At 72.0% G+C, this 20,786-nt stretch carries 20 protein-coding genes and 2 tRNA genes; 10 read left to right on the forward strand and 12 right to left on the reverse strand.

The genetic code is table 11. The annotated features are described in order from the left end of the window. Positions 1–11 precede the first annotated feature (11 nt). Positions 12–1,121 carry a D-alanine--D-alanine ligase family protein gene (locus QEZ54_RS00910; RefSeq protein ID WP_281302495.1) on the reverse strand — a complete coding sequence of 370 codons (1,110 nt, stop codon included), beginning with the start codon at positions 1,119–1,121 and terminating at the stop codon, positions 12–14. 82 nt (positions 1,122–1,203) lie between these two features. On the opposite strand from QEZ54_RS00910, the gene QEZ54_RS00915 reads away from it, so the two are divergent. After that, entirely contained in the window at positions 1,204–1,746 is a 543-nt protein-coding gene (locus QEZ54_RS00915; RefSeq protein ID WP_281302496.1) for a hypothetical protein, read from the forward strand. Between the two features lie 303 nt (positions 1,747–2,049). Here the strand turns inward: QEZ54_RS00915 and QEZ54_RS00920 are convergent, their stop codons facing one another. The 3 genes from QEZ54_RS00920 to QEZ54_RS00930 are packed head-to-tail and all read right to left on the reverse strand — an operon-like array spanning position 2,050 to position 4,893. Further along, positions 2,050–3,147, reverse strand: coding sequence for a cystathionine gamma-lyase (locus tag QEZ54_RS00920; RefSeq protein ID WP_281302497.1), 1,098 nt, complete (start codon positions 3,145–3,147; stop codon positions 2,050–2,052). A 31-nt stretch (positions 3,148–3,178) separates the two neighbouring features. After that, positions 3,179–4,171 carry an NAD(P)H-dependent glycerol-3-phosphate dehydrogenase gene (locus tag QEZ54_RS00925; protein WP_281302498.1) on the reverse strand — a complete coding sequence of 331 codons (993 nt, stop codon included), beginning with the start codon at positions 4,169–4,171 and terminating at the stop codon, positions 3,179–3,181. Beyond that, a complete protein-coding gene (locus tag QEZ54_RS00930; protein ID WP_281302499.1) occupies positions 4,168–4,893 on the reverse strand; it encodes a lysophospholipid acyltransferase family protein in 726 nt (241 codons plus the stop codon). The genes QEZ54_RS00925 and QEZ54_RS00930 overlap by 4 nt, the downstream gene beginning before the upstream one ends. 162 nt (positions 4,894–5,055) lie before the next feature. Here QEZ54_RS00930 and cofC point away from each other — a divergent pair, with 162 nt between their 5' ends. From cofC to QEZ54_RS00950, 4 genes are all read left to right on the forward strand, one after another. Then, positions 5,056–5,652 (forward strand): 2-phospho-L-lactate guanylyltransferase, encoded by a 597-nt coding sequence (gene cofC, locus QEZ54_RS00935; protein WP_281302500.1) that lies wholly within the window; start codon positions 5,056–5,058, stop codon positions 5,650–5,652. 10 nt (positions 5,653–5,662) lie between these two features. Beyond that, positions 5,663–5,857, forward strand: a complete 195-nt coding sequence (locus tag QEZ54_RS00940; RefSeq protein ID WP_281302501.1) for a cold-shock protein — start codon at positions 5,663–5,665, stop codon at positions 5,855–5,857. Positions 5,858–6,021: 164 nt separating this feature from the next. Beyond that, positions 6,022–8,187 (forward strand): RNA degradosome polyphosphate kinase, encoded by a 2,166-nt coding sequence (locus tag QEZ54_RS00945; RefSeq protein ID WP_281303009.1) that lies wholly within the window; start codon positions 6,022–6,024, stop codon positions 8,185–8,187. Between the two features lie 112 nt (positions 8,188–8,299). Then, positions 8,300–9,166 (forward strand): CHAD domain-containing protein, encoded by an 867-nt coding sequence (locus QEZ54_RS00950; protein WP_281302502.1) that lies wholly within the window; start codon positions 8,300–8,302, stop codon positions 9,164–9,166. Positions 9,167–9,209: 43 nt separating this feature from the next. Here the strand turns inward: QEZ54_RS00950 and QEZ54_RS00955 are convergent, their stop codons facing one another. Then, entirely contained in the window at positions 9,210–9,569 is a 360-nt protein-coding gene (locus QEZ54_RS00955) for a DoxX family protein (protein ID WP_281302503.1), read from the reverse strand. A 94-nt stretch (positions 9,570–9,663) separates the two neighbouring features. Here QEZ54_RS00955 and QEZ54_RS00960 point away from each other — a divergent pair, with 94 nt between their 5' ends. Beyond that, entirely contained in the window at positions 9,664–10,326 is a 663-nt protein-coding gene (locus QEZ54_RS00960) for a TetR/AcrR family transcriptional regulator (RefSeq protein ID WP_281302504.1), read from the forward strand. A gap of 68 nt (positions 10,327–10,394) precedes the next feature. Here the strand turns inward: QEZ54_RS00960 and QEZ54_RS00965 are convergent, their stop codons facing one another. The 3 genes from QEZ54_RS00965 to leuC form a co-directional block, all read right to left on the reverse strand. Continuing rightward, on the reverse strand, positions 10,395–11,012 hold the full coding sequence (locus tag QEZ54_RS00965; RefSeq protein ID WP_281302505.1) for an HU family DNA-binding protein: 618 nt from the start codon (positions 11,010–11,012) through the stop codon (positions 10,395–10,397). 179 nt (positions 11,013–11,191) lie between these two features. After that, the gene (gene leuD, locus QEZ54_RS00970) at positions 11,192–11,779 is read right to left on the reverse strand and encodes a 3-isopropylmalate dehydratase small subunit (protein ID WP_281302506.1); all 588 of its coding nucleotides are present in this window, start codon (positions 11,777–11,779) and stop codon (positions 11,192–11,194) included. A 15-nt stretch (positions 11,780–11,794) separates the two neighbouring features. Further along, entirely contained in the window at positions 11,795–13,204 is a 1,410-nt protein-coding gene (gene leuC, locus QEZ54_RS00975) for a 3-isopropylmalate dehydratase large subunit (protein ID WP_281302507.1), read from the reverse strand. Positions 13,205–13,270: 66 nt separating this feature from the next. Between leuC and QEZ54_RS00980 the strand changes: the two genes are divergently transcribed. Next, the gene (locus tag QEZ54_RS00980) at positions 13,271–13,957 is read left to right on the forward strand and encodes an IclR family transcriptional regulator (RefSeq protein ID WP_217394642.1); all 687 of its coding nucleotides are present in this window, start codon (positions 13,271–13,273) and stop codon (positions 13,955–13,957) included. Between the two features lie 196 nt (positions 13,958–14,153). Beyond that, entirely contained in the window at positions 14,154–15,947 is a 1,794-nt protein-coding gene (locus QEZ54_RS00985; protein ID WP_281302508.1) for a hypothetical protein, read from the forward strand. Between the two features lie 211 nt (positions 15,948–16,158). Here QEZ54_RS00985 and QEZ54_RS00990 read toward each other — a convergent pair. The 3 genes from QEZ54_RS00990 to QEZ54_RS01000 all read right to left on the reverse strand — a co-directional run bounded on the left by QEZ54_RS00990 (position 16,159) and on the right by QEZ54_RS01000 (position 17,303). Further along, positions 16,159–16,231 (reverse strand) — tRNA-Glu (locus QEZ54_RS00990). A gap of 122 nt (positions 16,232–16,353) precedes the next feature. Further along, positions 16,354–16,425: transfer RNA gene (locus QEZ54_RS00995), tRNA-Gln, on the reverse strand. Positions 16,426–16,514: 89 nt separating this feature from the next. Continuing rightward, positions 16,515–17,303 carry a fumarylacetoacetate hydrolase family protein gene (locus tag QEZ54_RS01000; RefSeq protein WP_281303010.1) on the reverse strand — a complete coding sequence of 263 codons (789 nt, stop codon included), beginning with the start codon at positions 17,301–17,303 and terminating at the stop codon, positions 16,515–16,517. Positions 17,304–17,424: 121 nt separating this feature from the next. Between QEZ54_RS01000 and QEZ54_RS01005 the strand changes: the two genes are divergently transcribed. Beyond that, positions 17,425–18,327, forward strand: a complete 903-nt coding sequence (locus QEZ54_RS01005; RefSeq protein WP_281302509.1) for a 3-methyladenine DNA glycosylase — start codon at positions 17,425–17,427, stop codon at positions 18,325–18,327. A gap of 110 nt (positions 18,328–18,437) precedes the next feature. Here the strand turns inward: QEZ54_RS01005 and QEZ54_RS01010 are convergent, their stop codons facing one another. Next, the gene (locus QEZ54_RS01010) at positions 18,438–19,790 is read right to left on the reverse strand and encodes a glutamine synthetase family protein (RefSeq protein WP_281302510.1); all 1,353 of its coding nucleotides are present in this window, start codon (positions 19,788–19,790) and stop codon (positions 18,438–18,440) included. 151 nt (positions 19,791–19,941) lie between these two features. Here QEZ54_RS01010 and QEZ54_RS01015 point away from each other — a divergent pair, with 151 nt between their 5' ends. Next, positions 19,942–20,757 carry a hypothetical protein gene (locus QEZ54_RS01015; protein ID WP_281302511.1) on the forward strand — a complete coding sequence of 272 codons (816 nt, stop codon included), beginning with the start codon at positions 19,942–19,944 and terminating at the stop codon, positions 20,755–20,757. The last annotated feature ends 29 nt before the right edge of the window (positions 20,758–20,786 follow it).

The raw sequence follows: 20,786 nt of genomic DNA on the forward strand, positions 1-20,786 counted from the left end.
GCGCCAGCAACTCAGTGCAGGCCGGTGCCGCGGTGGAGGGCGGTGCGGATGAGGCGGGAGACGAGTTTCGGGTACTCCAGGCCGCTGGCGGCCCACATACGCGGGAACATGCTGGTCGAGGTGAAACCGGGCATGGTGTTGATCTCGTTGAGGTAGACCTCGCCGTCGTCGGTCACGAAGAAGTCGACCCGGCCCAGCCCGGCGCAGTCCAGCGCGGTGAAGGTGCGCACGGCCAGGTCCCGCACCCGGGCGGTCAGCTCCGGGGACAGGTTCGCGGGCAGGTCGTACTCGCAGTCGTCGCCGAGGTACTTGGCCTCGAAGTCGTAGAACTCGTGGCCGCCCGCGACCACCCGGATCTCGGCGAGCACCGACGCCTCGGGCTGGCCCCCGGCCTCGCCCTCCAGCACGCCGCACTCCACCTCACGGCCCACGATCCCGGCCTCGACCAGCACCTTCGGGTCGATCGCGCGCGCCTTGGCCAGCGCCGCGTCGAAGTCGTCCCAGTCGCTGACCTTGCTGATGCCGAACGACGAGCCGGCCCGCGACGGCTTCACGAACACCGGCAGGCCGAGGCGGTCGCGGTCGGCCTGGGTGAGCTCCTGGCCGTTGCGCAGCACCACGTACGGCCCGACCGGGATGCCCTCGGCGGCCGCCAGCTTCTTGGTGAACTCCTTGTCCATGGCGGCCGCGGAGGCGAACACGTTCGCCCCGACGTACGGGATGCCCGCCATCTCCAGCAGCCCCTGGATCGTCCCGTCCTCGCCGTACGCCCCGTGCAGGGCGGGGAAGACGACGTCGACCTCGGCCAGCGCCGCGGCCGCACCCTCGGCGGGCTCCAGCACCACCAGGTCGTGGCTGGTCGGGTCGGCGGGCAGGACCACCGCCTGCCCCGAGGCTGCGGTGATCTCCGGCATGGCGCCGCCCTCGATCGCCAGCGGGGACTCGCCCGAGGCGAGCACCCAGCGCCCCTCGCGGGTGATGCCGACCGGCACCGCCTCGTACTCGTCGGGGTCGAGCGCGCCCAGGATGCTGCCGGCGCTCACGCAGGAGACGCCGTGCTCGGTGCTGCGCCCGCCGAAGACGACGGCGACGCGGATCTTGCGCTGGCTGCTTTCACTCACGCGGCTGACCCTACCGTGCCCTGTGATGAACCGGTGAAGAGCACGTCGTACGGAACCCGAGGTGGCGATAGGGTCTCGCACCGTGACCCCGCACGCGCGCCTGCGGCGCATCCGTATCTGGCTCGTCCTGTTCATCATCTGCCTCATCCTCAGCGGCGTGACGGCTTTTCCACTGCTCACCGAGGTCCGCTGGGTCGACGGGCTGCTGCGCGAGGCCTGGTCGCCCGCGCCCCAGGCGCTGGTCGACTTCATCGGCGAGGTCCGGCGCGGGCTGGAGGCCGCGAACCAGGACTACCCCTTCCTCGCGTACGGCACGGACTGGCTGGCCTTCGCGCACCTGGTCATCGCGGCCGCCTACTGGGGGCCGCTGCGCGACCCGGTCCGCAACCTCTGGGTGATCCACTGGGGCATGTTCTGCTGCGTGGCGGTGATCCCGCTGGCGCTGATCGCGGCACCGACCAGGGGGCTGCCGTGGTGGTGGATCCCGATCGACTGCTCGTTCGGGGTGGTGGGCATCATCCCGCTGCTGGTCGTACGCCGCCATACCCTGGCCCTGGCCGCCACCGTCACCGACCCCGCCCCGGCACCCGTACCCGCCCCGGCCGCAGCCCCGACCGCCGGGTAGCCCGCTTCGGCCCGGCAAGATCGCCATCCCGGGTCGGAACAGGGGGTTCAGCAGCCTGTTCTGACCGCAGGCAGCGATCATCGAGCCCGATCGAGCGAAAGATCGCCGTCCCCGGCCAGAACCTCCACTCCCCCGGCCTCCGCTGACCGGAGAGTGACCGCCAGCAGCGATCTTCGCCCCGTCTTTCATAAACGCTGGCCTATCTAGAGCAGTTTTTTGAGATCATCTTCCTCTGGATAGGCCAACGTCTATGACAGGGCGTGGGGTGGCTCGCCCCGCCACGGGTCAGGCGGTGATCATGGGTCAGGCGGTGGTGGACAGGGCGGTGCTCAGGTCCGTCAGCAGGTCTTCGGTGTCCTCGACACCGCAGGACAGCCGTACGAAGCCCGGCGCCACGCTGTCCCCCCACTGGTGCCGCCGGTCCGCGCTCGTGTGCAGCCCGCCGAAGCTCGTCGCCGCGGCCACCAGCTTCGACGCCCGCAGGAACGCCGCCACCTGCTCCGCCGACCCCAGCTCGAACGACACCAACCCGGGCACGATCTTCATCTGCCGCGCGGCCAGCGCCGAGTCCCCGGCCCAGCGCACCCCCGACACCGCCGGGTGCGTACGCAGGAACTCCGCCACCGCGGCCCCGTTGGCCGACTGCTGCCGCAGCCGCAGCGCCATCGTGCCCATGGACCGCCGGGCCAGCCAGCAGTCGAACGCCGACGGGATCGCGCCGGTGAGCGCCCGCCACTGCCGCATGCCGTCGAGCAGTTCGGGCGAGCGGGTGGCGACGTACCCGAGCAGCAGGTCGGAGTGGCCGGACAGGGCCTTGGTGCCGGACGCGACGACCACGTCGGCGCCGAGGTCCAGGGGGCGCTGCGACAGCGGAGTGGCGGTGGTGTTGTCGACGGCGACCAGGGCGCCCGCGGCGTGCGCGGCCTCGGCCACGGCGGCGATGTCGACCAGGTCGAGGCCGGGGTTGGCCGGGGTCTCCAGTAGCACCAGCCGTACGCCCTCGAAGGACGGGTACGGGCCGGCGGTGGGCACCTCGACGGTCTTGATGCCGAGGCCGGCGAGCGTACCGGCGGCCAGCGCGCGGACCTGGTAGTAGCCGTCGGCGGGGATCATGAGGGTGTCGCCGGTGCGCAGCACGGTCAGCAGCAGCGCGGTGATGGCCGCCTGGCCGCTGCCGAAGGCGAGGCAGTCGCCGCCCTCCAGCCCGCCGATGGCCGCCTCCAGCAGTCGCCGGGTCGGGTTGTCGCCGCGCCCGTAGCCGTCGAGGTCGGGGCGGTAGCCCTCGGGCGGCAGGTGGTAGGGGGCGGCCAGCACGGGTCCGGGGAGCAGCGGTGCTCCGGGGACGGGCTCGGGCATGCCGACGTGGACCGACAGGGTGCTGTCGCCGTACTGCGTTGTCATGAACGAACCGTAACCGGCCCGCCTGGTGGGATCACTCGGGCTTGGTCGACCGTGACATGAGCGTGCTGAGCGCGACGCGAGGGTTGACGCCCTCGTGGCAGACCCGCTCGACCTGCTCGGTGATCGGCATCTCGACCCCGTGCGAGTGGGCCAGGTCCCGGATCGCCAGGCAGCTCTTGACGCCCTCGGCGGTGTACCGGGTGGCGGCCTGCGCCTGCTCCAGGGTCTTGCCCCGGCCCAGGTGCTCGCCGAAGGTGCGGTTGCGCGACAGCGGCGAGCTGCACGTGCCGATGAGGTCCCCCATCCCGGCCAGGCCGGAGAAGGTGAGCGGGTCGGCGCCCAGCGCCACGCCGAGCCGGGCGGTCTCGGCCAGGCCGCGGGTGACCAGCATCGCCTTGGTGTTGTCGCCCAGGCCCATCGCGTGCGCGATGCCGAACGCGAGCGCGATCGCGTTCTTGACGGCGCCGCCGAGCTCGCACCCGATGACGTCGTCGTTGGTGTACGGCCGGAAGTACGGCGTGGTGGTGGCCCGCTGCACGGTGGTGGCCCGGTCGATGTCGGTGCACGCCACGACGGTGGCGGCGGGCTGCTCCAGCGCGATCTCTGGGGCCAGGTTGGGGCCGCTGACGACCGCGACGCGGTCCGGGGACACCCCGGCGGCCTCGGTGATGACCTGGCTCATCCGCTGGGTGGTGCCCAGCTCGATGCCCTTCATCAGCGACACCAGGGTCGCGTCGGGGTGCACGGTGGCGGCCCAGTCGGCGAGGTTGGGGCGCAGCGTCTGCGACGGCACGGCGAGCACCACGATCTCGGCGCCGTCGATCGCCTCGTACGCCGAGGCGGTCGGGGTGATCCGCGCGCCGACGTACATGTCCTCCAGGTACTCCGGGTTGCGCCCGGTGCGGCGGATCGCGTCGACGATCTCGGGGCGGCGCGCCCACAGCATCACGTCGTTGCCGGCATCGCCGAGGATCTTGGCGAACGCGGTTCCCCAGGAACCGGCGCCGAGCACTGCGACCTTCATCGGCCTGCTCCTTCAGCGGGGCGAGCGGCGGGTGTCCAGATCGGCGGCGGGGACGGGTCGTGCCGGATCTCGGCGAGCATGTCGCGCAGGCGCAGCATCACCGCGTCGGTCATCTCGTTGAGCACCGCCGCGGTCGGCTCGGCGCCCTCCCAGCGGGACAGGTCGACGGGCTCGCCCGCCCAGACCGACACCGGGATCTTCGGGATGAGCCGGACCTTCTTGGTACGCGGGTCGAAGATGCGCTCCGGACCCCAGGTGACCACCGGGATCACCGGCGCGCCGGTGAGCAGCGCCAACCGGGCGGTGCCGGTCTTGCCGCGCATCGGCCACAGGTCGGGCTCCTTGGTGGTGGTGCCCTCGGGGTAGATCACCACGCAGCCGCCCTGCTCGACCGCCTCGACGGCGGCGTCGAGGGCCTTGACCGCGTCGGCGGTGCCGCGGTGCACCGGGATCTGCTTGCACCAGTGCAGGATCTTTCCGGCGAGCGGGATGCGGAAGACGCTCTCCTTGCCCAGGAACTGCGGCCAGCGGCCGGAGTCGTACACGTAGTGGGCGGTGGTGAACGGGTCGGCGTGCGACACGTGGTTGACGGCCAGGATCACGCCGCCCTCGGCCGGGATGTGCTCGAAACCGCGCCAGTCCCGCCGGGTCAGCAGGATCATCGGCGGCTTCACCAGCGACACCGCGAACCGCTGCCAGAAGCCCAGCCTGCGCCGCGCCAACGTAGCCTCCTTCAACACGCCCGCCGCCCCGGCGGACGCCACCGCCGTCGTGGCGCACCAGGGTACGTCACGACCACGTGAGCGCATCATGTCACGTCCCGGCATACCCGGAACCCGCCCGCCGGTACCGCGACCGGTGCGCCGGGGCGCCAGAATGGCATGGTGCCCGCCCTGCCCGTGACCGTCCTGGTTCCGCTGAAGCCGCTGGCCGAGGCGAAGACCCGGCTGCGCGGCGCCGAGGCCGACCACGAGGGCCTCGTCCTGGACCTGGCCCGCCGTACGGTCCGCGCCGCCCGCGCCGCCGCCGGGGTGGCCCGGGTGTACGTGGTCACCCGCGACCGCACCGCCGCCCGCGAGCTGCGCGGCTGCGGCGCCGAGATCGTCGGCGACACCGGGCGCGACCTGAACCAGGCCCTGAGCCGGGCCGCCGCCCTGCTGGCCGGGGCCGGGCGGCTGGCGGCGCTGCCGGCCGACCTGCCCGCGCTGCGCCCCGACGAGTTGGCGCAGGCGCTGGCGCAGGCGGGGCCGGACCGGGCGTTCGTGCCCGACGCGGCCGGGGTCGGCACGGTGCTGCTGGTCAGCGCGGTCGGCGGCCGCCTGGATCCGAGGTTCGGGCTGGGCTCGGCGGCCGCGCACGAGCTGTCGGGGGCGCGGCGGCTGACCGGGGCGTGGCCGACGCTGCGCCGCGACGTGGACACGGCCGAGGACCTGGCGGCGGTTCGGGCCTGGGGCCTGCCGTACGCGCGCCCGGCGGCGTAGGTTGGCATCCATGCAGGGCACTGTCGCGACCTTCGACCCAGATACCCGTTCCGGCACGCTGCTGCTCGACGACGGGACGCCGGTGGCGTTCGACCGGGCCGCGTTCGACGCGTCCGGCCTGCGGCTGCTGCGGCTGGGTCAGCGGGTCCGGCTGGAGTGGGACGGCGAGCGGCTGCACCGGGTCGCCATACCCACGATGCCGTGACCGACGCCACGGGTTAGGCGGCCCGCGCGACGGCCGTACGCTGCCATGAGTTCACCCCTCGTTCATGTCGGTCGGGACAGAATTACAGAGTGAGCCAGACTCCGCCCCGCCGCCCGCGAAAGACCTCGGCGTCCGATTCCGTGCCCGCCCAGACCGGGCCGACCATCGCCGAGACGACGACGCCGGACCTGATCGCGCAGGCACAGGCGCCTGCGGATCCGGCCGCGGTCGCACTGCCCGAGGACCGGTACTTCAACCGCGAGGTCTCCTGGCTCGACTTCAACGCCCGGGTGCTGGCCCTGGCCGAGGACGCCCGGCAGCCGCTGCTGGAGCGCCTCAAGTTCATGGCGATCTTCGCGAGCAATCTGGACGAGTTCTACATGGTCCGGATCGCGGGGCTGCGCCGCCGCCTGGAGACCGGCCTGCCGACCCGCGGCGCCGACCAGGTGCCGACCCGGCTGCAGCTGGAGATGGTCGCCGAGCGCAGCTCCGAGCTGGTCGGCGAGCACGCGACCGAGTTCGCCAAGGTGCTGCGCCCGGCGCTGGCCAAGGCGGGCGTGAGCATCGTCGGCTGGTCTGATCTGGACCGGGGCGAGCGCGAGCAGCTGCGCTCGTACTTCCGCGAGCACATCTTCCCGGTGCTGACGCCGCTGGCGTTCGACCCGGCGCACCCGTTCCCGTACATCTCGGGGCTGTCGCTGAACGTGGCGGCGGTGGTGCGCGACCCGGACACGAACGAGCAGCTGTTCGCCCGGGTCAAGGTGCCCAACAACGTGCCCCGGTTCGTGCAGGTCGACAGCGGTGCCGGCCGGGTGCTGACGGCCGAGGGCAAGACGGCGTACCGGTTCCTGCCGGTGGAGGAGCTGATCGCGGGCGAGCTGGGGCAGCTGTTCTCCGGCATGGAGGTGGTGGAGCAGCACCTGTTCCGGGTGACCCGCAACGCCGACGTCGAGATCGACGAGGACCGCGACGAGGACCTGCTGCAGGCGATGGAGCGGGAGCTGGCGCGGCGGCGGTTCGGGCCGCCGGTGCGGCTGGAGGTGTCGGCGGAGATCTCCGACCACCTGCTGGCCACGCTGGTCACCGAGCTGGAGGTGGACTCACGGGACGTGCTGCGGGTGCCGGGCCTGCTGGACCTGTCGGGGCTGTGGCAGCTCTACGACGTGGACCGGCCCGACCTCAAGGAGGCGCCGTTCGTCCCGGCCACGCACCCGCGGCTGCGCGACGGCGAGTCGACCCGCAGCGTCTTCAACATCCTGCGCGACGGCGACATCCTGCTGCACCACCCGTACCACTCGTTCTCCACCAGCGTGCAGCGCTTCATCGAGCAGGCGGCGGTCGACCCGCACGTGCTGGCCATCAAGCAGACGCTGTACCGCACCTCCGGCGACTCCCCCGTCGTGGACGCGCTGATCACCGCCGCCGAGGCGGGCAAGCAGGTGGTGGTGCTGGTCGAGGTGAAGGCGCGCTTCGACGAGCGGGCCAACATCGGCTGGGCCCGGATGCTGGAGCGGGCGGGCTGCCACGTGGTCTACGGCCTGGTGGGCCTGAAGACGCACTGCAAGACGGCGCTGGTGGTGCGCGAGGAGGCCGGCCAGCTGCGCCGCTACTGCCACATCGGCACCGGCAACTACCACCCCAAGACCGCCCGCATGTACGAGGACTTCGGCCTGCTCACCGCCGATCCGGAGGTCGGCGCCGACCTGACCGACCTGTTCAACACCCTCACCGGGTACAGCCGCCAGACGTCGTACCGGCGGCTGATGGTGGCGCCCAACGGGGTCCGGTCGGGCATCATCGAGCGCATCGAGCGCGAGGCGGAGCTGGCCCGGCAGGGCAAGCCCGCGCTGGTCCAGATCAAGGTGAACTCGCTCGTCGACGAGCAGGTCATCGACGCGCTCTACCGGGCGTCGCAGGCCGGGGTGCGGGTGGACCTGTTCATCCGGGGCATGGTCGCGCTCAAGCCGGGGGTGCCGGGCCTGTCGGACAACATCCGGGTGCGCTCGGTGCTGGGCCGGTTCCTGGAGCACTCGCGGCTGTTCCGGTTCGGCGCGGGCGACCCGCGTACCGGCCGGGGCCGCGCGGAGTTCTGGATCGGCTCGGCCGACATCATGCACCGCAACCTGGACCGCCGGGTGGAGGCGCTGATCCAGGTCACCGACAGCGCGGCCCGCAACGAGCTGGCCGACCTGATGGACGCCGCGATGTCCGACGGCACGGAGACGTTCGAGCTGGCGCCCGACGGCGCCTGGACCCGCCACATCTCCACTTCGGAACACCCCCGCGTAGACCTCCAGCTGGCCCTCCTCAACCGCGTCCTCAAGCGCTGAAGCGCCGGGTCGACTTGCCGGGCAATCGGGCGTAACCGGCCCCAAGATTCGCCCGACTGCCCGGCAACTTCGGCGGCGCGGGGGCACCGGGCTCACGGGCTAGGCTTGGCGCATGGCCGGTGAGGCCGCAGCGGGGCTGGTCACGGCGGCCGTGCGCAGGTCCGTGGCGCAGATCCTGACCCACGAGCCGCTGGTACGGCTGGACGCGCCGCTGCCCGGCGGGGACTCCCCGGTGCACCGGATGCGGGTCGGCTGCCGTCGGCTGCGCTCGGATCTGCGTACCTTCGCACCGCTGCTGGACCAGCGCTGGTCCAGCCCGCTGCGCGCCGAACTGCGCTGGCTGGCCGGGCTGCTCGGCGGTGCCCGCGACGCCGAGGTGCAGCGGGCCCGGCTCTGGTCGACCGCGGCCGCCGATCCGGCGCACCCGCTGGACCCGGCCGACGTGGCGGCCCTGGACAGGCTGCTGGCGGCCCGGCGGGCGGCCGCCTACGACGAGGTGCTGGCCGGGCTGGACACCGCCCGGTACGCGGCGCTGGCCGAGCGGCTGGCCGCCGCGAGCGCGCACGTCCCGCTGTCCGACGCCGCGTTCGTGCCGGTCAGCCCGGCGAAGTCGGTCCGGCGCCCGCTGCGCCACCTGCGCCGCGGCCGCCACGGTGCCCCCGCCGCCCGGGACCTGACCGCCTCCTCGCCCGATGTGGACTGGCACGGCGTACGCATCAGCGCCAAGCGCGCCCGCTACGCCGCGGAGGCCGCCGGACTCCGCCGCCGCGCCAGGGTGCTCGCCGAGCTGCAGGACCTGCTCGGCGAGCACCAGGACGCCGTCGTCGCCGCGGCACTGTGGCAGCGGCTGGGGCGCGAGCATGGCGCGCTGGCGGTGGCGTGCGGGCGCCTCGCGGAGCGCGAGTTCGCCGCCGCCCGCGCCGTCCGCACCCGCTACCTGCGTAAGGAAGGGACCCTTCTTATCGCTTTCCGTAGGTGAAGGGACCCTTCCTAACCGCCGGAGGCGGGCGTGGCCGCAGCCGTCAGAAGCGGCCGACGGCGACGAAGACGGCCAGCGCGGCCAGCACGATGTTGAACACGATGGCCGGGTACTCCTTGCGGCGCAGGTGCGCCAGGGCGGCGCCGACCATCACGGCGGCCAGGGCGACGGCGGCGATGGGGGTCAGCACCGGCGCGATCCCGGTGGCCCACGGCGCGATCAGGCCGATGCCGCCGAGTATCTCGCTGACGCCGATGAGCTTGACCATGCCGGCCGAGTAGTCGTCGACCCAGTTGAGGTTCTTGGCGCGCAGCGCCTCCTTGGGCTGGGTGGCCTTCAGCAGGCCGGCGGCCAGGAAGGCCAGGCCGAGCAGGATCTGCACGATCCAAAGGGCGATGTTCACAGGGGCTCTCCTAAACGGTGGATCTCCTCCACTTACTGCTCCGGGACGGTAGCACCAACCGGAGGCCGGCCTCCAGTCCTGTACCCTGGTGATCATGGAGAGCAATCCGCTGCGCGCCGACGCCGCCCGCAACCGCGAGCGCATCGTCACCGCCGCCTGCGAGCTGTTCGCCGAGCGGGGGCTGGACGTGCCGCTGGAGGAGGTCGCGGGGCGGGCCGGGGTCGGCATCGCCACGCTGTACCGCCGCTTCCCCACCCGCGACGAGCTGACGGCCGCCGCGGCGAGCACGAAGATCGAGCAGTACGAGCAGGCGCTGCGCGAGGCCCGGACCGCCCCCGACGCCTGGACCGGCTTCAGCGCGTACGTCACCGCGGTCTGCGCCATGCAGGCGGCCGACGGCGGACTGGCCGATGTGCTCACCATGAGCTTCCCCGGTGCGCGGGAGTTCGAGCAGCGCCGGATCGCGCTGCACCGCGGCTTCACCGAACTCGTGGCGGCCGCCAAGGCCGAGGGCACCCTGCGCGAGGACTACGTGGCCGAGGATCTGCCGCTGCTGCTGATGGCCAACGCCGGGGTGCTGCGCGGCACCGCCGGGGCCGCCCCGAAGGCGTGGCAGCGACTGGTGGCCTACCTGCTGCAGGCGTTCCGGGCCGGGGACCGGGTCGATCCCCTGCCCGCGCCGCCGACCCCGCGCCAGACGTACCGCGCCATGCTGCGCATCTCCGGCTGCCAGGGCAGATCCCAGCCGCCGCGGTAGCGGCACGGAAAGGCGAGCGCCCACCCGGGGGTCCGGGCGGGCGCTCGCCTGTGGTCGTACGCGTCGGGTCAGCTCTTCTTGGCGGCCTTCTTGGCCGGCGCCTTCTTCGCGGTCGCCTTGGCGGTCACGGTCTTCTTCGCCGCCGCCGTGGTCTTCGCCGCCGCCGCCGTCTTGGCCGGGGCCTTCTTGGCCGTGGTCGCCTTCGCGGCGGCGGTCGCCTTGGTCGCCGTGCTCTTGGTCGCCGCCTTCTTGGCCGGAGCGGTCTTCGCGGCGGCGGTGGCCTTGCTGGCCGGGCGGGTCGCGGCGGCGGTGGTCTTCTTCGCCGCGGCCTTGGCCGCCGTCTTCTTGGCCGGAGCGGCGACCTTGCCGACCGCCACGGTGTCCTTGAAGCCCGCGCCGGGACGGAATGCCGGGACCGACGTCTTCTTCACCTTGACGGCCTCGCCGGTACGCGGGTTGCGCGCCATCCGCGCGGCACGGGCCCGCTTCTCGAAGACACCGAAGCCGGTCAGCGAGACCTTGTCGCCCTTGGTGACCGCGTTCTGGATCTCGGTGAGCGTGGCCTCCAGCACGGCCGCGGCGGTCCGCTTGTCGGTGACGTTCGGGTGAGCGGCGATCGCGTCGATCAGCTCTGTCTTGTTCACGGATTCCTCCCGTATAGGTACTACTGGACTTATAACAGTCATTCTGTGCGCACAGTAGGCCCAACGTCAGCAATATGCCAACAGGAGGGTGAAAAACCACCTATGTGTCGCAACGCAGAAATGCCCCCGACCGTGTAACCGGTCGGGGGCATTTCCCGTTGCTGTCACTCTTCATCACCCGGGTACGACCCGGAAAACGCCCTGATTAAGGGCCTATGGCCTCAGCCGACCAGCACTCCGAAAGAGGGACGCCGGGTCTCGAACTCGGCGATCGCATCCTCGTGCCGCAGCGTGAGTCCGATGTCGTCCAAGCCTTCCAGCAGGCGCCAGCGGCTGAAGTCGTCCAGCGCGAACGCCCACGAGTGGCCGCCCGCCCGGACCTCCCGCGCCTCCAGATCCACCTCGATCTGGACCGCCGGGTCGGCCTCGACCAGGGCCCACAGCGCCTCCACCGCCTCCTGCGGCAGCTCCACCGTCAGCAGGCCCTGCTTGAGGGAGTTGCCGCGGAAGATGTCGCCGTAGCGCGGGGAGATGACGACCCGGAAGCCGTAGTCGTTCAGGGCCCAGACCGCGTGCTCGCGCGACGACCCGGTGCCGAACTCCGGCCCGGCCACCAGGATCGAGGCCCCGGTGTAGACCGGGTTGTTGAGCACGAACGACGGGTCCTCGCGCCAGGCGCTGAACAGGCCGTCCTCGAAGCCGGTCCGGGTGACCCGCTTCAGGTACACCGCCGGGATGATCTGGTCGGTGTCCACGTTGGACCGCCGCAGCGGCACCGCGGTGCCGGTGTGCACGGTGAACTTCTCCATGGTCAGCCTCTCGGATCAGGCCGCGGCGGGCGCGAGGTCGGCGGGCGCGGACAGGTGGCCGGTCACGGCGGTCGCCGCGGCCACGGCCGGGGACACCAGGTGGGTACGGCCGCCCTTGCCCTGCCGCCCCTCGAAGTTGCGGTTCGAGGTGGACGCCGACCGCTGCCCCGGGGACAGGGTGTCGGGGTTCATGCCCAGGCACATCGAGCACCCGGCGAAGCGCCACTCCGCTCCCGCGGCGGTGAACACCTCGTGCAGGCCCTCCTGCTCGGCCTGCTCGCGCACGGCCGCCGAACCGGGCACCACCAGCATCCGTACGCCGTCGGCGACGTGGCGGCCGCGCAGCACCTCGGCGGCGGTGCGCAGGTCCTCCAGGCGGCCGTTGGTGCACGAGCCCACGAACACGACGTCGACGTTCACGTCGCGCAGGGCCTGGCCCGGCTGCAGGTCCATGTACTCCAGGGCCCGGCGGGCCGCGGCGCGCTCGGACTCGCTGCCGAACGACTCCGGGTCCGGCACGCTGCTGTCCAGCGAGGCGCCCTGGCCGGGGTTGGTGCCCCAGGTCACGAACGGCGTCAGCGACGAGGCGTCGAGGAAGACCTCCTTGTCGAAGACCGCGTCCGGGTCGGTCGCCAGCGTGCGCCAGTAGGCCACCGCGTCGTCCCAGGCCTGGCCCTTCGGCGCGAAGGTGCGCCCCTCCAGCCAGGCGAACGTGGTCTCGTCCGGCGCGATCAGGCCGGCCTTGGCGCCCCACTCGATGGACATGTTGGAGACGGTCATCCGCCCCTCCATGCTCAGCTTCTCGATGGCCGGGCCGCGGTACTCCACCACGTAGCCGCGGCCGCCGCCGGTGCCCTCCTGGGTGATCAGGGCCAGGATCAGGTCCTTGGCCGAGACGCCCTCGGGCAGCTCGCCGGTGACGGTGACCGCCATCTGCTTGGGCGTGGACTGCGGCAGCGTCTGGGTGGCCAGCACGTGCTCCACCTCGGAGGTGCCGATGCCGAACGCCAGCGCGCCGAAGGCGCCGTGGGTCGAGGTGTGCGAGTCGCCGCAGACGATGGTCATGCCCGGCTGGGTCAGGCCCTGCTGCGGTCCCATCACGTGGACGACGCCCTGCTGCGGGTCGCCGAGCGGGTGCAGTTTCACGCCGAATTCGGCGCAGTTACGGCGCAGGGTCTCGATCTGCGTACGCGACACCGGGTCGCTGATGGTCAGCAGATTGTCGGTCGGCGTGTTGTGGTCCTCGGTCGCGATCGTCAAATCGGGCCGGCGCACCGCACGTCCGGCCAGCCTGAGGCCGTCGAAGGCCTGCGGGCTGGTCACCTCATGCAGCAGATGAAGATCGATATAGAGGAGGTCCGGCTCGCCACTGGCTTGGCGTACCACGTGTGCGTCCCAGACCTTCTGGGCAAGGGTCCTGCTCACTGGGTGTCTCCCACCATCTGGACATCCCGCATCTTGGGAGGTATGTTTCGGTCTGTGGGACACAGTATGTCTGGCGTGGGCGTCCTTGACAAGGCGGTAGTGATCCTCGCTGCCTGTGTCGACGGCGCGAGCCTCGCGGAACTCGTCGATCGCACCAAGCTGCCGAGAGCAACGGCGCACCGGCTGGCGCAAGCGCTGGAGATTCATCGGATGCTGGTACGGGACACGCAGGGCCGCTGGCGCCCGGGTCCCCGATTGGGCGAGCTCGCCAACGCCGCCCCCGACGTCCTGCTGACAGCGGCAGAGCCGCTGCTGTCCGCATTGCGGGACGCCACTGGCGAGAGCGCGCAGCTGTACCTGCGCCGGGCCGACGAGCGCATCTGCGTCGGCGCGGCGGAGCGGGCCAGCGGGCTGCGCGACACCGTGCCGGTCGGCGCGATACTGCCGATGACGGCAGGCTCGGCCGCGCAGATCCTGCTCGCGTGGGAACCCCCGGAGGCGGTCATGCCCCTGCTGCCTCGCTGCAAGTTCACCGGCCGCACGCTGGCCGAGGTACGGCGGCGCGGCTGGGCCCAGTCGGTGGCCGAGCGGGAGGCGGGCGTGGCCTCGGTCAGCGCCCCCGTCCGCGACCGCACCGGCCGGGTCATCGCGGCGATCAGCGTGTCGGGCCCGATAGAGCGCCTGGGCCGCCGCCCCGGCGACCGCCACGCGATGGCGGTAGTACGCGCCGGCCAGCGCCTGTCCGGCCTCTGACGACCTAGACCCCCGGCGCCTTTTCGTGCAGTTTCGGGGAGAGTGCAGCAATCCGGCCCAGGATTCCCGCACTCTCCCCGAAACTGCCGAGTGGGCGGCGGCCCTGTGACGCGCGGCGCAGGGTTCGGGGCAGCGCGGGTTGCTCGTCGTACCTACGATGAGCAGCCTTGACTCCCCTCGAAAGGGAACGACTCCCATGTCTGACCCAGCGGCGCCGACGGACCCCACGTCCGCCGGCGCTCCCGCTGAGCCGGTGGACACCGGCTCCCCCGCCCCGGCCCCGGCCGAGCCCGGCGCGGTGATCACCCTCGACGCGACCGGCGCCGAGACCCCGGCCCCGACCCGCCCCCGCCGTACGCCGGTGCTCATCGCGGCCGTGGCCGCCGTGGTGCTGCTGCTCGGCGTCGGGGCGTACGCCGTCTACCGGTTCGCGTTCGGCGACGGGCGGCGCGTCGAGGAGGCCATGCCCGGCACCGCCGCGCTGTTCGCCTCGATCGACCTCGACACCGGGCTGGAGCAGCAGATCCGCCTGCTCCAGCTGGCCCGGGACCTGCCCGGGTCCACCAAGGGCGACGCCGACGCCGACCAGCGCGACGAACTGCTGACCCAGGTGCTCAAGGGCATGGGACTGCCGGGCGTCGACCTCGAACGCGACCTGCTCAGCTGGGCCGGCCGCCGCGCGGGCCTGAGCCTTTGGCAGGACGGCGGCAAGACGTACGCCCTCATCGCGGTGGCCAGCACCGACAGCGACGCCGCCACGGCCGGACTGGGCCGGATGCGCGAAGCCGCCCGCAAGGACGACGGCGACCTCGGCTTCGTCGTCCGCGACGGCATCGCCCTCATCGCGCTCGGCTCCGACGGCACGCAGGCGGCCGCCGAGAAGGCGTTCGCCGAATCCCAGCGGGCACCGCTGTCGGCCGCGGGCGACTTCTCATCCGACCGTGCCTGGCTCGAAGGCGACCAGCTCGTCGTGGTCTGGGCCGACATGGGCCGGGTCAGCAAGCTGATGAGCGAGTTGATGATGGGCGCGCTCAGCGCCGACCCGGAACTGCGGTCCGGCCTGCCCGACACCCCGCAGCAGCAGGGCCGGATGATCCTCGGCGTACGGGCCACCGACAGCGGCCTGGAGGCGCGCTACCGCCAGACCGGTGCCGCGAAGGCCGCCCCGGCCCGCACCGACGCCCTGGCCCGCCTCGGCGCACTACCCGACAACTCGCTGCTCGGGGCCGTGGTGCAGCTGCCCGCCGACACCATCGACGGCTCGTCCGCCCTGCCCCTCGGCATGTCCGGCCTGTCCGGTCTCAGCACGTTCCTCTTCGGCCTGCCCGGCCTGACCGGCGGGATGGGGCTCGACCCCGACGAACCGCACCCCGTCTCCGTCGTGCCGAGCACCGAACCGGGCGTCGAGGTACCTGAGCTCACCGCAGCCGAGCTCAAGGAGCTCGACAAGCTGATGGCCAAGGACTTCGACAAGCTCACCGACGCCGAGCGCAAGCGGGTCGCCGAACTGCTCGGCATGCCCGCCGGCGCGATGGGCGAGCCGGGCGGCCTCGGCAGCCTGGGCGGCCCCGGCTCCTTCGGGCCCGACCTCGACCAGTTGGCCGGGCTCAACGGGGCCCAGATCACCGTCAGCCTCAACAAGACCGAGCCCAAGGCCGAGCTGCGCGTCGACGTGGCGGCGACCACCCCGGCCGCCGCCGACGGCCTGGTCAACCTGCTGGAGTCGCTCGGCGCGTGGTTCAACGCCACCGCCGACGGCAGCTCGGTGACCGCCATCACCCCCGGGTACGTGGCGTCGGCCAGCCCGCTGTCGGCACAGCCGGCGTTCCAGTCCGCCACCGCCGGATTGCCCGCCAACGCCGACACCGCCCTCTACCTGGACCTGGCCGCGCTCGGCGCCTCAGCGGACCTGCCGCTGCGCACCGTCGTCCTGGCCCAGTCCACCGAGAACGGCGCCCAGACCGGCACCCTCCGCCTGCTGTTCCGCTGACACCCCACCCGCCCGGGGCGGTGGGCCGATCCCTCGGGACGGCCCGCCGCCCCGGCGGGTTTTCCGTGCAGTTTCGGGGAAAGTGCAGCATTCGACGCCAAGATTCCTGCACTTTCCCCGAAACTGCACGCCCCTCGCACAGGTCCCAGGGGGCGTATGGGTGAACGAAAGCGGCTCACCGGCGAATGCCGGTGAGCCGCTTTCGTTGTTGTAGCCCCGAAGGGATTCGAACCCTCGCTACCGCCTTGAGAGGGCGGCGTCCTAGGCCGCTAGACGACGGGGCCAGGACTTTCCGTTTTCATTTTTCGACCGCCTCTGCTGATTTCTCAGCTCGGCGGCCTGCCGAAACTCTAACAGTTCCAGCTCCCCCGCGCTAATCGGGCTCTCGCTCGATCAGGCTTGGAAGCTGGGGTACCAGGACTCGAACCTAGACTAACTGAACCAGAATCAGTTGGGCTGCCAATTACCCCATACCCCATCGGCACCGTTACCGCTGCCGGGAGTGAACTTTACCTGACACCCCCGGCACCGCCAAATCGATACCCGCCCGCGCGTCGCGGACGCTGGTCACACCACCGGTTTGACCGGGTTGCGCAGCTCGCCGAGCCCGGCGATCCGCACCTTCACCACGTCCTCGGCCGTGATCGGCGAGACCCCGGCCGGGGTGCCGGTCAGGATGACGTCGCCGGGCAGCAGCGTCATCACGTGGGAGATGTACGAGATCAGCGTCGGCACGTCGAACACCATGTCGGAGGTCCGCCCCAGCTGCCGTACCTCGCCGTTGACCTCGCACCGGACCTCGAGGTCGCTGACGTCGGCCCCGGTGGTGATCCACGGCCCGAGCGGGCAGAACGAGTCGAAGCCCTTGGCGCGGGTCCACTGGTCGTCGGAGCGCTGCAGGTCGCGGGCGGTCACGTCGTCGGCTACGGCGTACCCGAAGATGGCCTTCTCGGCCCCGGCCCGGTCGACGCGGCGGGCGCCCGTGGCACCGATCACCACGGCGAGTTCTGCCTCGTGCTCGACCTGCCGGGACTGCTCGGGCAGCCGGATCACGTCGTACGGCCCGATCACCGAAGTGGACGGCTTGAGGAACAGCAGCGGCTCCTTGGGCACCTCGACGCCGTGCTCGGCGGCGTGGTCGGCGTAGTTGCGCCCGACCCCGATCACCTTGCTGGGCAGGATCGGCGACAGCAGCCGGACGTCGTCGACGGCGTACCGCTGGTCGGTGAGGTCCAGCTCACCGAAGGGGTGGCCGTTGATGACGCGTACGGTGAGGCCCTTCGATCCCGCGTCCGGGTCGCCCTCCACGACCCCGAACGACATGCCTCCCGGATGAACAAAGCGTGCGATCCGCACCACAGCCCCCAGCTGTCGACACAACGTTTTCTCGTGCCCAACCTAACGCGGGCGCTCAGGGCACGAAGCGGAGGTGGTGACGGCGGCGCAGCCGCACCGCCGAGCTGGCTAACCTTGGCCGGTGACCACCGCGACCGCCACCCGACTGAGCGAGCCGGTCTGGCGTGCCCGCCGCGCGGCCCACGAGCAGCGCGTCGACGGCTGGATCGAGCACCACCTGCACCGCCGCCGCAGCGGCGTGAAGCACCCGGTGCACGACTTCCTGTTCACGTACTACTCGCACCGGCCCGCCCAGCTGCGCACCTGGCACCCGGGCGCGGGCGTGCTGCTGGACGGCGGCGAACCAGCCCGCGACTACGTGCCGGCTGACGGCGGCACGATCCTCGACCCGGGCCTGCCGGCCAAGCGGACCGACTCGGTGCGCTGGATCCGCGACCTGCTGGCTGCCACCGCGTCCCGGCCGCCGCAGTTCGGCTGCTTCGGGATGCACGAGTGGGCCATGGTCTACCGGCAGACGCAGGCCGAGGTGCGGCACAACTCCTGGCCGCTGCGGCTGTCACCGTCCGCGACGGCCGAGGTCGTGCAGGACCGGGGGGTACGCTGCACGCACTTCGACGCGTTCCGCTTCTTCACCGCCCCGGCCCGGCCGCTGAACGTGCACCAGCCGACGCGCGAGTCCCAGCAGGCGCTGGAGCAGCCGGGCTGCTTGCATGGAAACATGGATCTGTATAAGTGGTCGTACAAGCTGTCGCCGCTGGTCCCCAGCGAGCTGGTGGGCGACTGCTTCGCGCTGTCCCGCGAGATCCGGGAACTGGACATGCGCGCGAGCCCGTACGACCTGGCCGACCTGGGCTTCCCGCCGGTGCTGATCGAGACGCCCGAGGGCCGCGCCCAGTACGCCGCCGAGCAGCGCGCCTTCGCCGACCGCGCCGCCCCGCTCCGCGCCGCCCTGATCACCGCCTGCGACGCGCTGCTCGCGAACACCGCCAGCGTCCCCGATCGGGGCTCACCCCGCCCCCCTTAGCATCGACGCTGGCCTATCCAGAGGACGGATCTCGAAGAATCGTCTTCTGGATAGGCCAGCGTCAATAAAAGGCGGGGCGGGCGGGTGGGAGACGGTGTGCGAGTGGCCGGTCAGAGGGCGCCGAGGTAGCGGCGGCGCTCGAAGGGGGTCACCTCGCGGCGGTACTCCTCCCACTCCGCGCGCTTGTTGCGCAGGAAGAAGTCGAACACGTGCTCACCGAGCACATCCGCCACCAACTCCGACCCGGCCATCACGTCGATCGCCTCGGACAGGTTCTCCGGCAGGGCCGAGTAGCCCATCGCGCGCCGCTCCGCGTTCGACAGCGACCACACGTCGTCCTCGGCGCCCGGAGGCAGCTCGTACCCCTCCTCGATGCCGCGCAGACCGGCCCCGAGCAGCACCGCGAACGCCAGGTACGGGTTGCAGGCGGAGTCCATCGAGCGCACCTCGACCCGGGCCGAGTTCGGCTTGCCGTACGCGGGGACGCGGACCAGGGCGGAGCGGTTCAGATGGCCCCAGCAGACGTACGCGGGCGCCTCGGAGATGCGGTCCGGGATCATCTGCGGGAACAGCCGCTTGTACGAGTTCACCCACTGGTTGGTGACCGCGGTGAACTCCCGCGCGTGGGTGAGGATGCCGGCGATGAACGCCTTGGCCGTCTTCGACAGCTTGTGCGGGTCGGCCGGGTCGTGGAACGCGTTGCGCTCGCCCTCGAACAGCGACAGGTGGGTGTGCATGCCGCTGCCGGGCTGGTCGGTGAACGGCTTGGGCATGAACGTCGCCTGCACCCCGTGCGACAGCGCGACCTCGCGCATCACGTGGCGGAACGTCATGATGTTGTCGGCCGTGGTCAGCGCGTCGGCGTAGCGCAGGTCGATCTCCTGCTGGCCGGGCGCGACCTCGTGGTGGCTGAACTCCACCGAGATGCCGATGCGCTCCAGGGCCAGCACCGCCTGGCGGCGGAAGTCGCGCGCGATGGCGTGCGTGGTGTGGTCGAAGTAGCCGCCGGAGTCGACCGGCGTCGGCAGCCCGCCGTCGGCCGGGGCGTCGGCGAGCAGGAAGAACTCGACCTCGGGGTGGGTGTAGAAGGTGAAGCCCTTGTCGGCGGCCTTGGACAGGGCGCGGCGCAGCACGTGGCGCGGGTCGGCCCAGCTCGGGGTGCCGTCGGGCATGAGGATGTCGCAGAACATGCGGGCGCTCTCGCCGGAGCCGCCGCCCTCGAACGGGAAGACCTGGAACGTCGTCGGGTCGGGCATGGCGATCATGTCCGACTCGTACACCCGGGCGAAGCCTTCGATGGCGGAGCCGTCGAAGCCGATGCCCTCCTCGAACGCCGCCTCGAGTTCGGCGGGCGCCACGCTGACCGACTTCAGGGTGCCGAGCACGTCGGTGAACCAGAGGCGCACGAACCGGATGTCGCGCTCCTCAAGCGTACGCAGCACGAACTCCTGCTGACGATCCACGGCGGGCCTCTCTCGACTCTGATCTCCGGCCAGTCTGGCGCGGCCTCATTACGCGCACGTTACGCCATCCTCAAGCAGTACGCCCCGTGACGGTGATCCCGCAACCGGAACCCTTCTTACCCGTTTTAACGGTCAGTACGAAGGAGCGCCCATGACCCGCCTGGACACCCTGTTTCCGGTGCGCCACCGCACCATCGCCGGCGGCATCGCCCTCGGCGGCCTGCTCATCGCCGCGCTGATCATCGCCGGGGTGATGGGTGCCCAGCACACCCCCCGAACCCACGCGGCGCCACCGCGGGAGACCGACACCATCACCGCCTCGCAGCCCGAGCTGCAGGCGGCGCTGCTGGCCCCGGCCGACCTGTCCCCCAGCTACGCGCCCGCGCCCGCGACCAGGGCGCCGGACGTGCCGCGCGCCGAGCGCTGCGCCAGCCTGCTCGGCGCCCCGGACGAGCTGATCCGGCACACCGCCGCCACGCTCGCCCCGCACCCCAAGGCCGTGGTCCGTCCCAGCGCCCAGGCCGTGTCCCGCCAGTACGGGCCGACGCTGATCACCCAGGTGCTCACCACGTTCAGCGGGAACGGGGCGGCGAACACGCTGGACGAGCTGCGCCGGGTCGGGCAGCGCTGCCGCGCCTTCGACGCGGTGCTCGAGGACGGCACGGCGGTCCGGGTCCGGGTCGACGACGTACCCCGCGACCACCTGCCCGCCGACCTGCTGAAACTGGAGGGCGACGCGTTCGCGCTGCGGTTCACCCTCACCGGGACGCGCAAGACGATGACCGGCTACCTTGCCCTGGGCCGGGTGGGCCGGGTGCTGTCGGTGCTGCGCGAGATGGAGTCGACCCAGCAGCACGGGGCCGTGGCCGACCTGGCCCACTTCACCGAGGTGCTGGGCCAGGCCGCACGGAAGCTGCTGCCGATCACGCTGGGCAGACTCGGCGCCAGCCCGGCCCCGCAGAGCTGAGCCCGCGCCCGGCCGGGTGACTCGCGCGG

The sequence above is a fragment of the Catellatospora sp. KI3 genome (genome assembly GCF_029948125.1).
GTDB lineage: Bacteria > Actinomycetota > Actinomycetes > Mycobacteriales > Micromonosporaceae > Catellatospora.

What these genes read in the sequence shown, in the direction of transcription:
- leuD (WP_281302506.1), bottom strand. Translation starts at nt 11,779, where the DNA reads ATGGAGAAGTTCACCGTGCACACCGGCACCGCGGTGCCGCTGCGGCGG.
- QEZ54_RS00940 (WP_281302501.1), top strand. Translation starts at nt 5,663, where the DNA reads ATGCAGGGCACTGTCGCGACCTTCGACCCAGATACCCGTTCCGGCACG.
- QEZ54_RS01015 (WP_281302511.1), top strand. Translation starts at nt 19,942, where the DNA reads ATGACCCGCCTGGACACCCTGTTTCCGGTGCGCCACCGCACCATCGCC.
- QEZ54_RS00980 (WP_217394642.1), top strand. Translation starts at nt 13,271, where the DNA reads ATGTCTGGCGTGGGCGTCCTTGACAAGGCGGTAGTGATCCTCGCTGCC.
- QEZ54_RS00950 (WP_281302502.1), top strand. Translation starts at nt 8,300, where the DNA reads ATGGCCGGTGAGGCCGCAGCGGGGCTGGTCACGGCGGCCGTGCGCAGG.
- QEZ54_RS00920 (WP_281302497.1), bottom strand. Translation starts at nt 3,147, where the DNA reads ATGACAACGCAGTACGGCGACAGCACCCTGTCGGTCCACGTCGGCATG.
- QEZ54_RS00925 (WP_281302498.1), bottom strand. Translation starts at nt 4,171, where the DNA reads ATGAAGGTCGCAGTGCTCGGCGCCGGTTCCTGGGGAACCGCGTTCGCC.
- QEZ54_RS00985 (WP_281302508.1), top strand. Translation starts at nt 14,154, where the DNA reads ATGTCTGACCCAGCGGCGCCGACGGACCCCACGTCCGCCGGCGCTCCC.
- QEZ54_RS00965 (WP_281302505.1), bottom strand. Translation starts at nt 11,012, where the DNA reads ATGACTGTTATAAGTCCAGTAGTACCTATACGGGAGGAATCCGTGAAC.
- QEZ54_RS00960 (WP_281302504.1), top strand. Translation starts at nt 9,664, where the DNA reads ATGGAGAGCAATCCGCTGCGCGCCGACGCCGCCCGCAACCGCGAGCGC.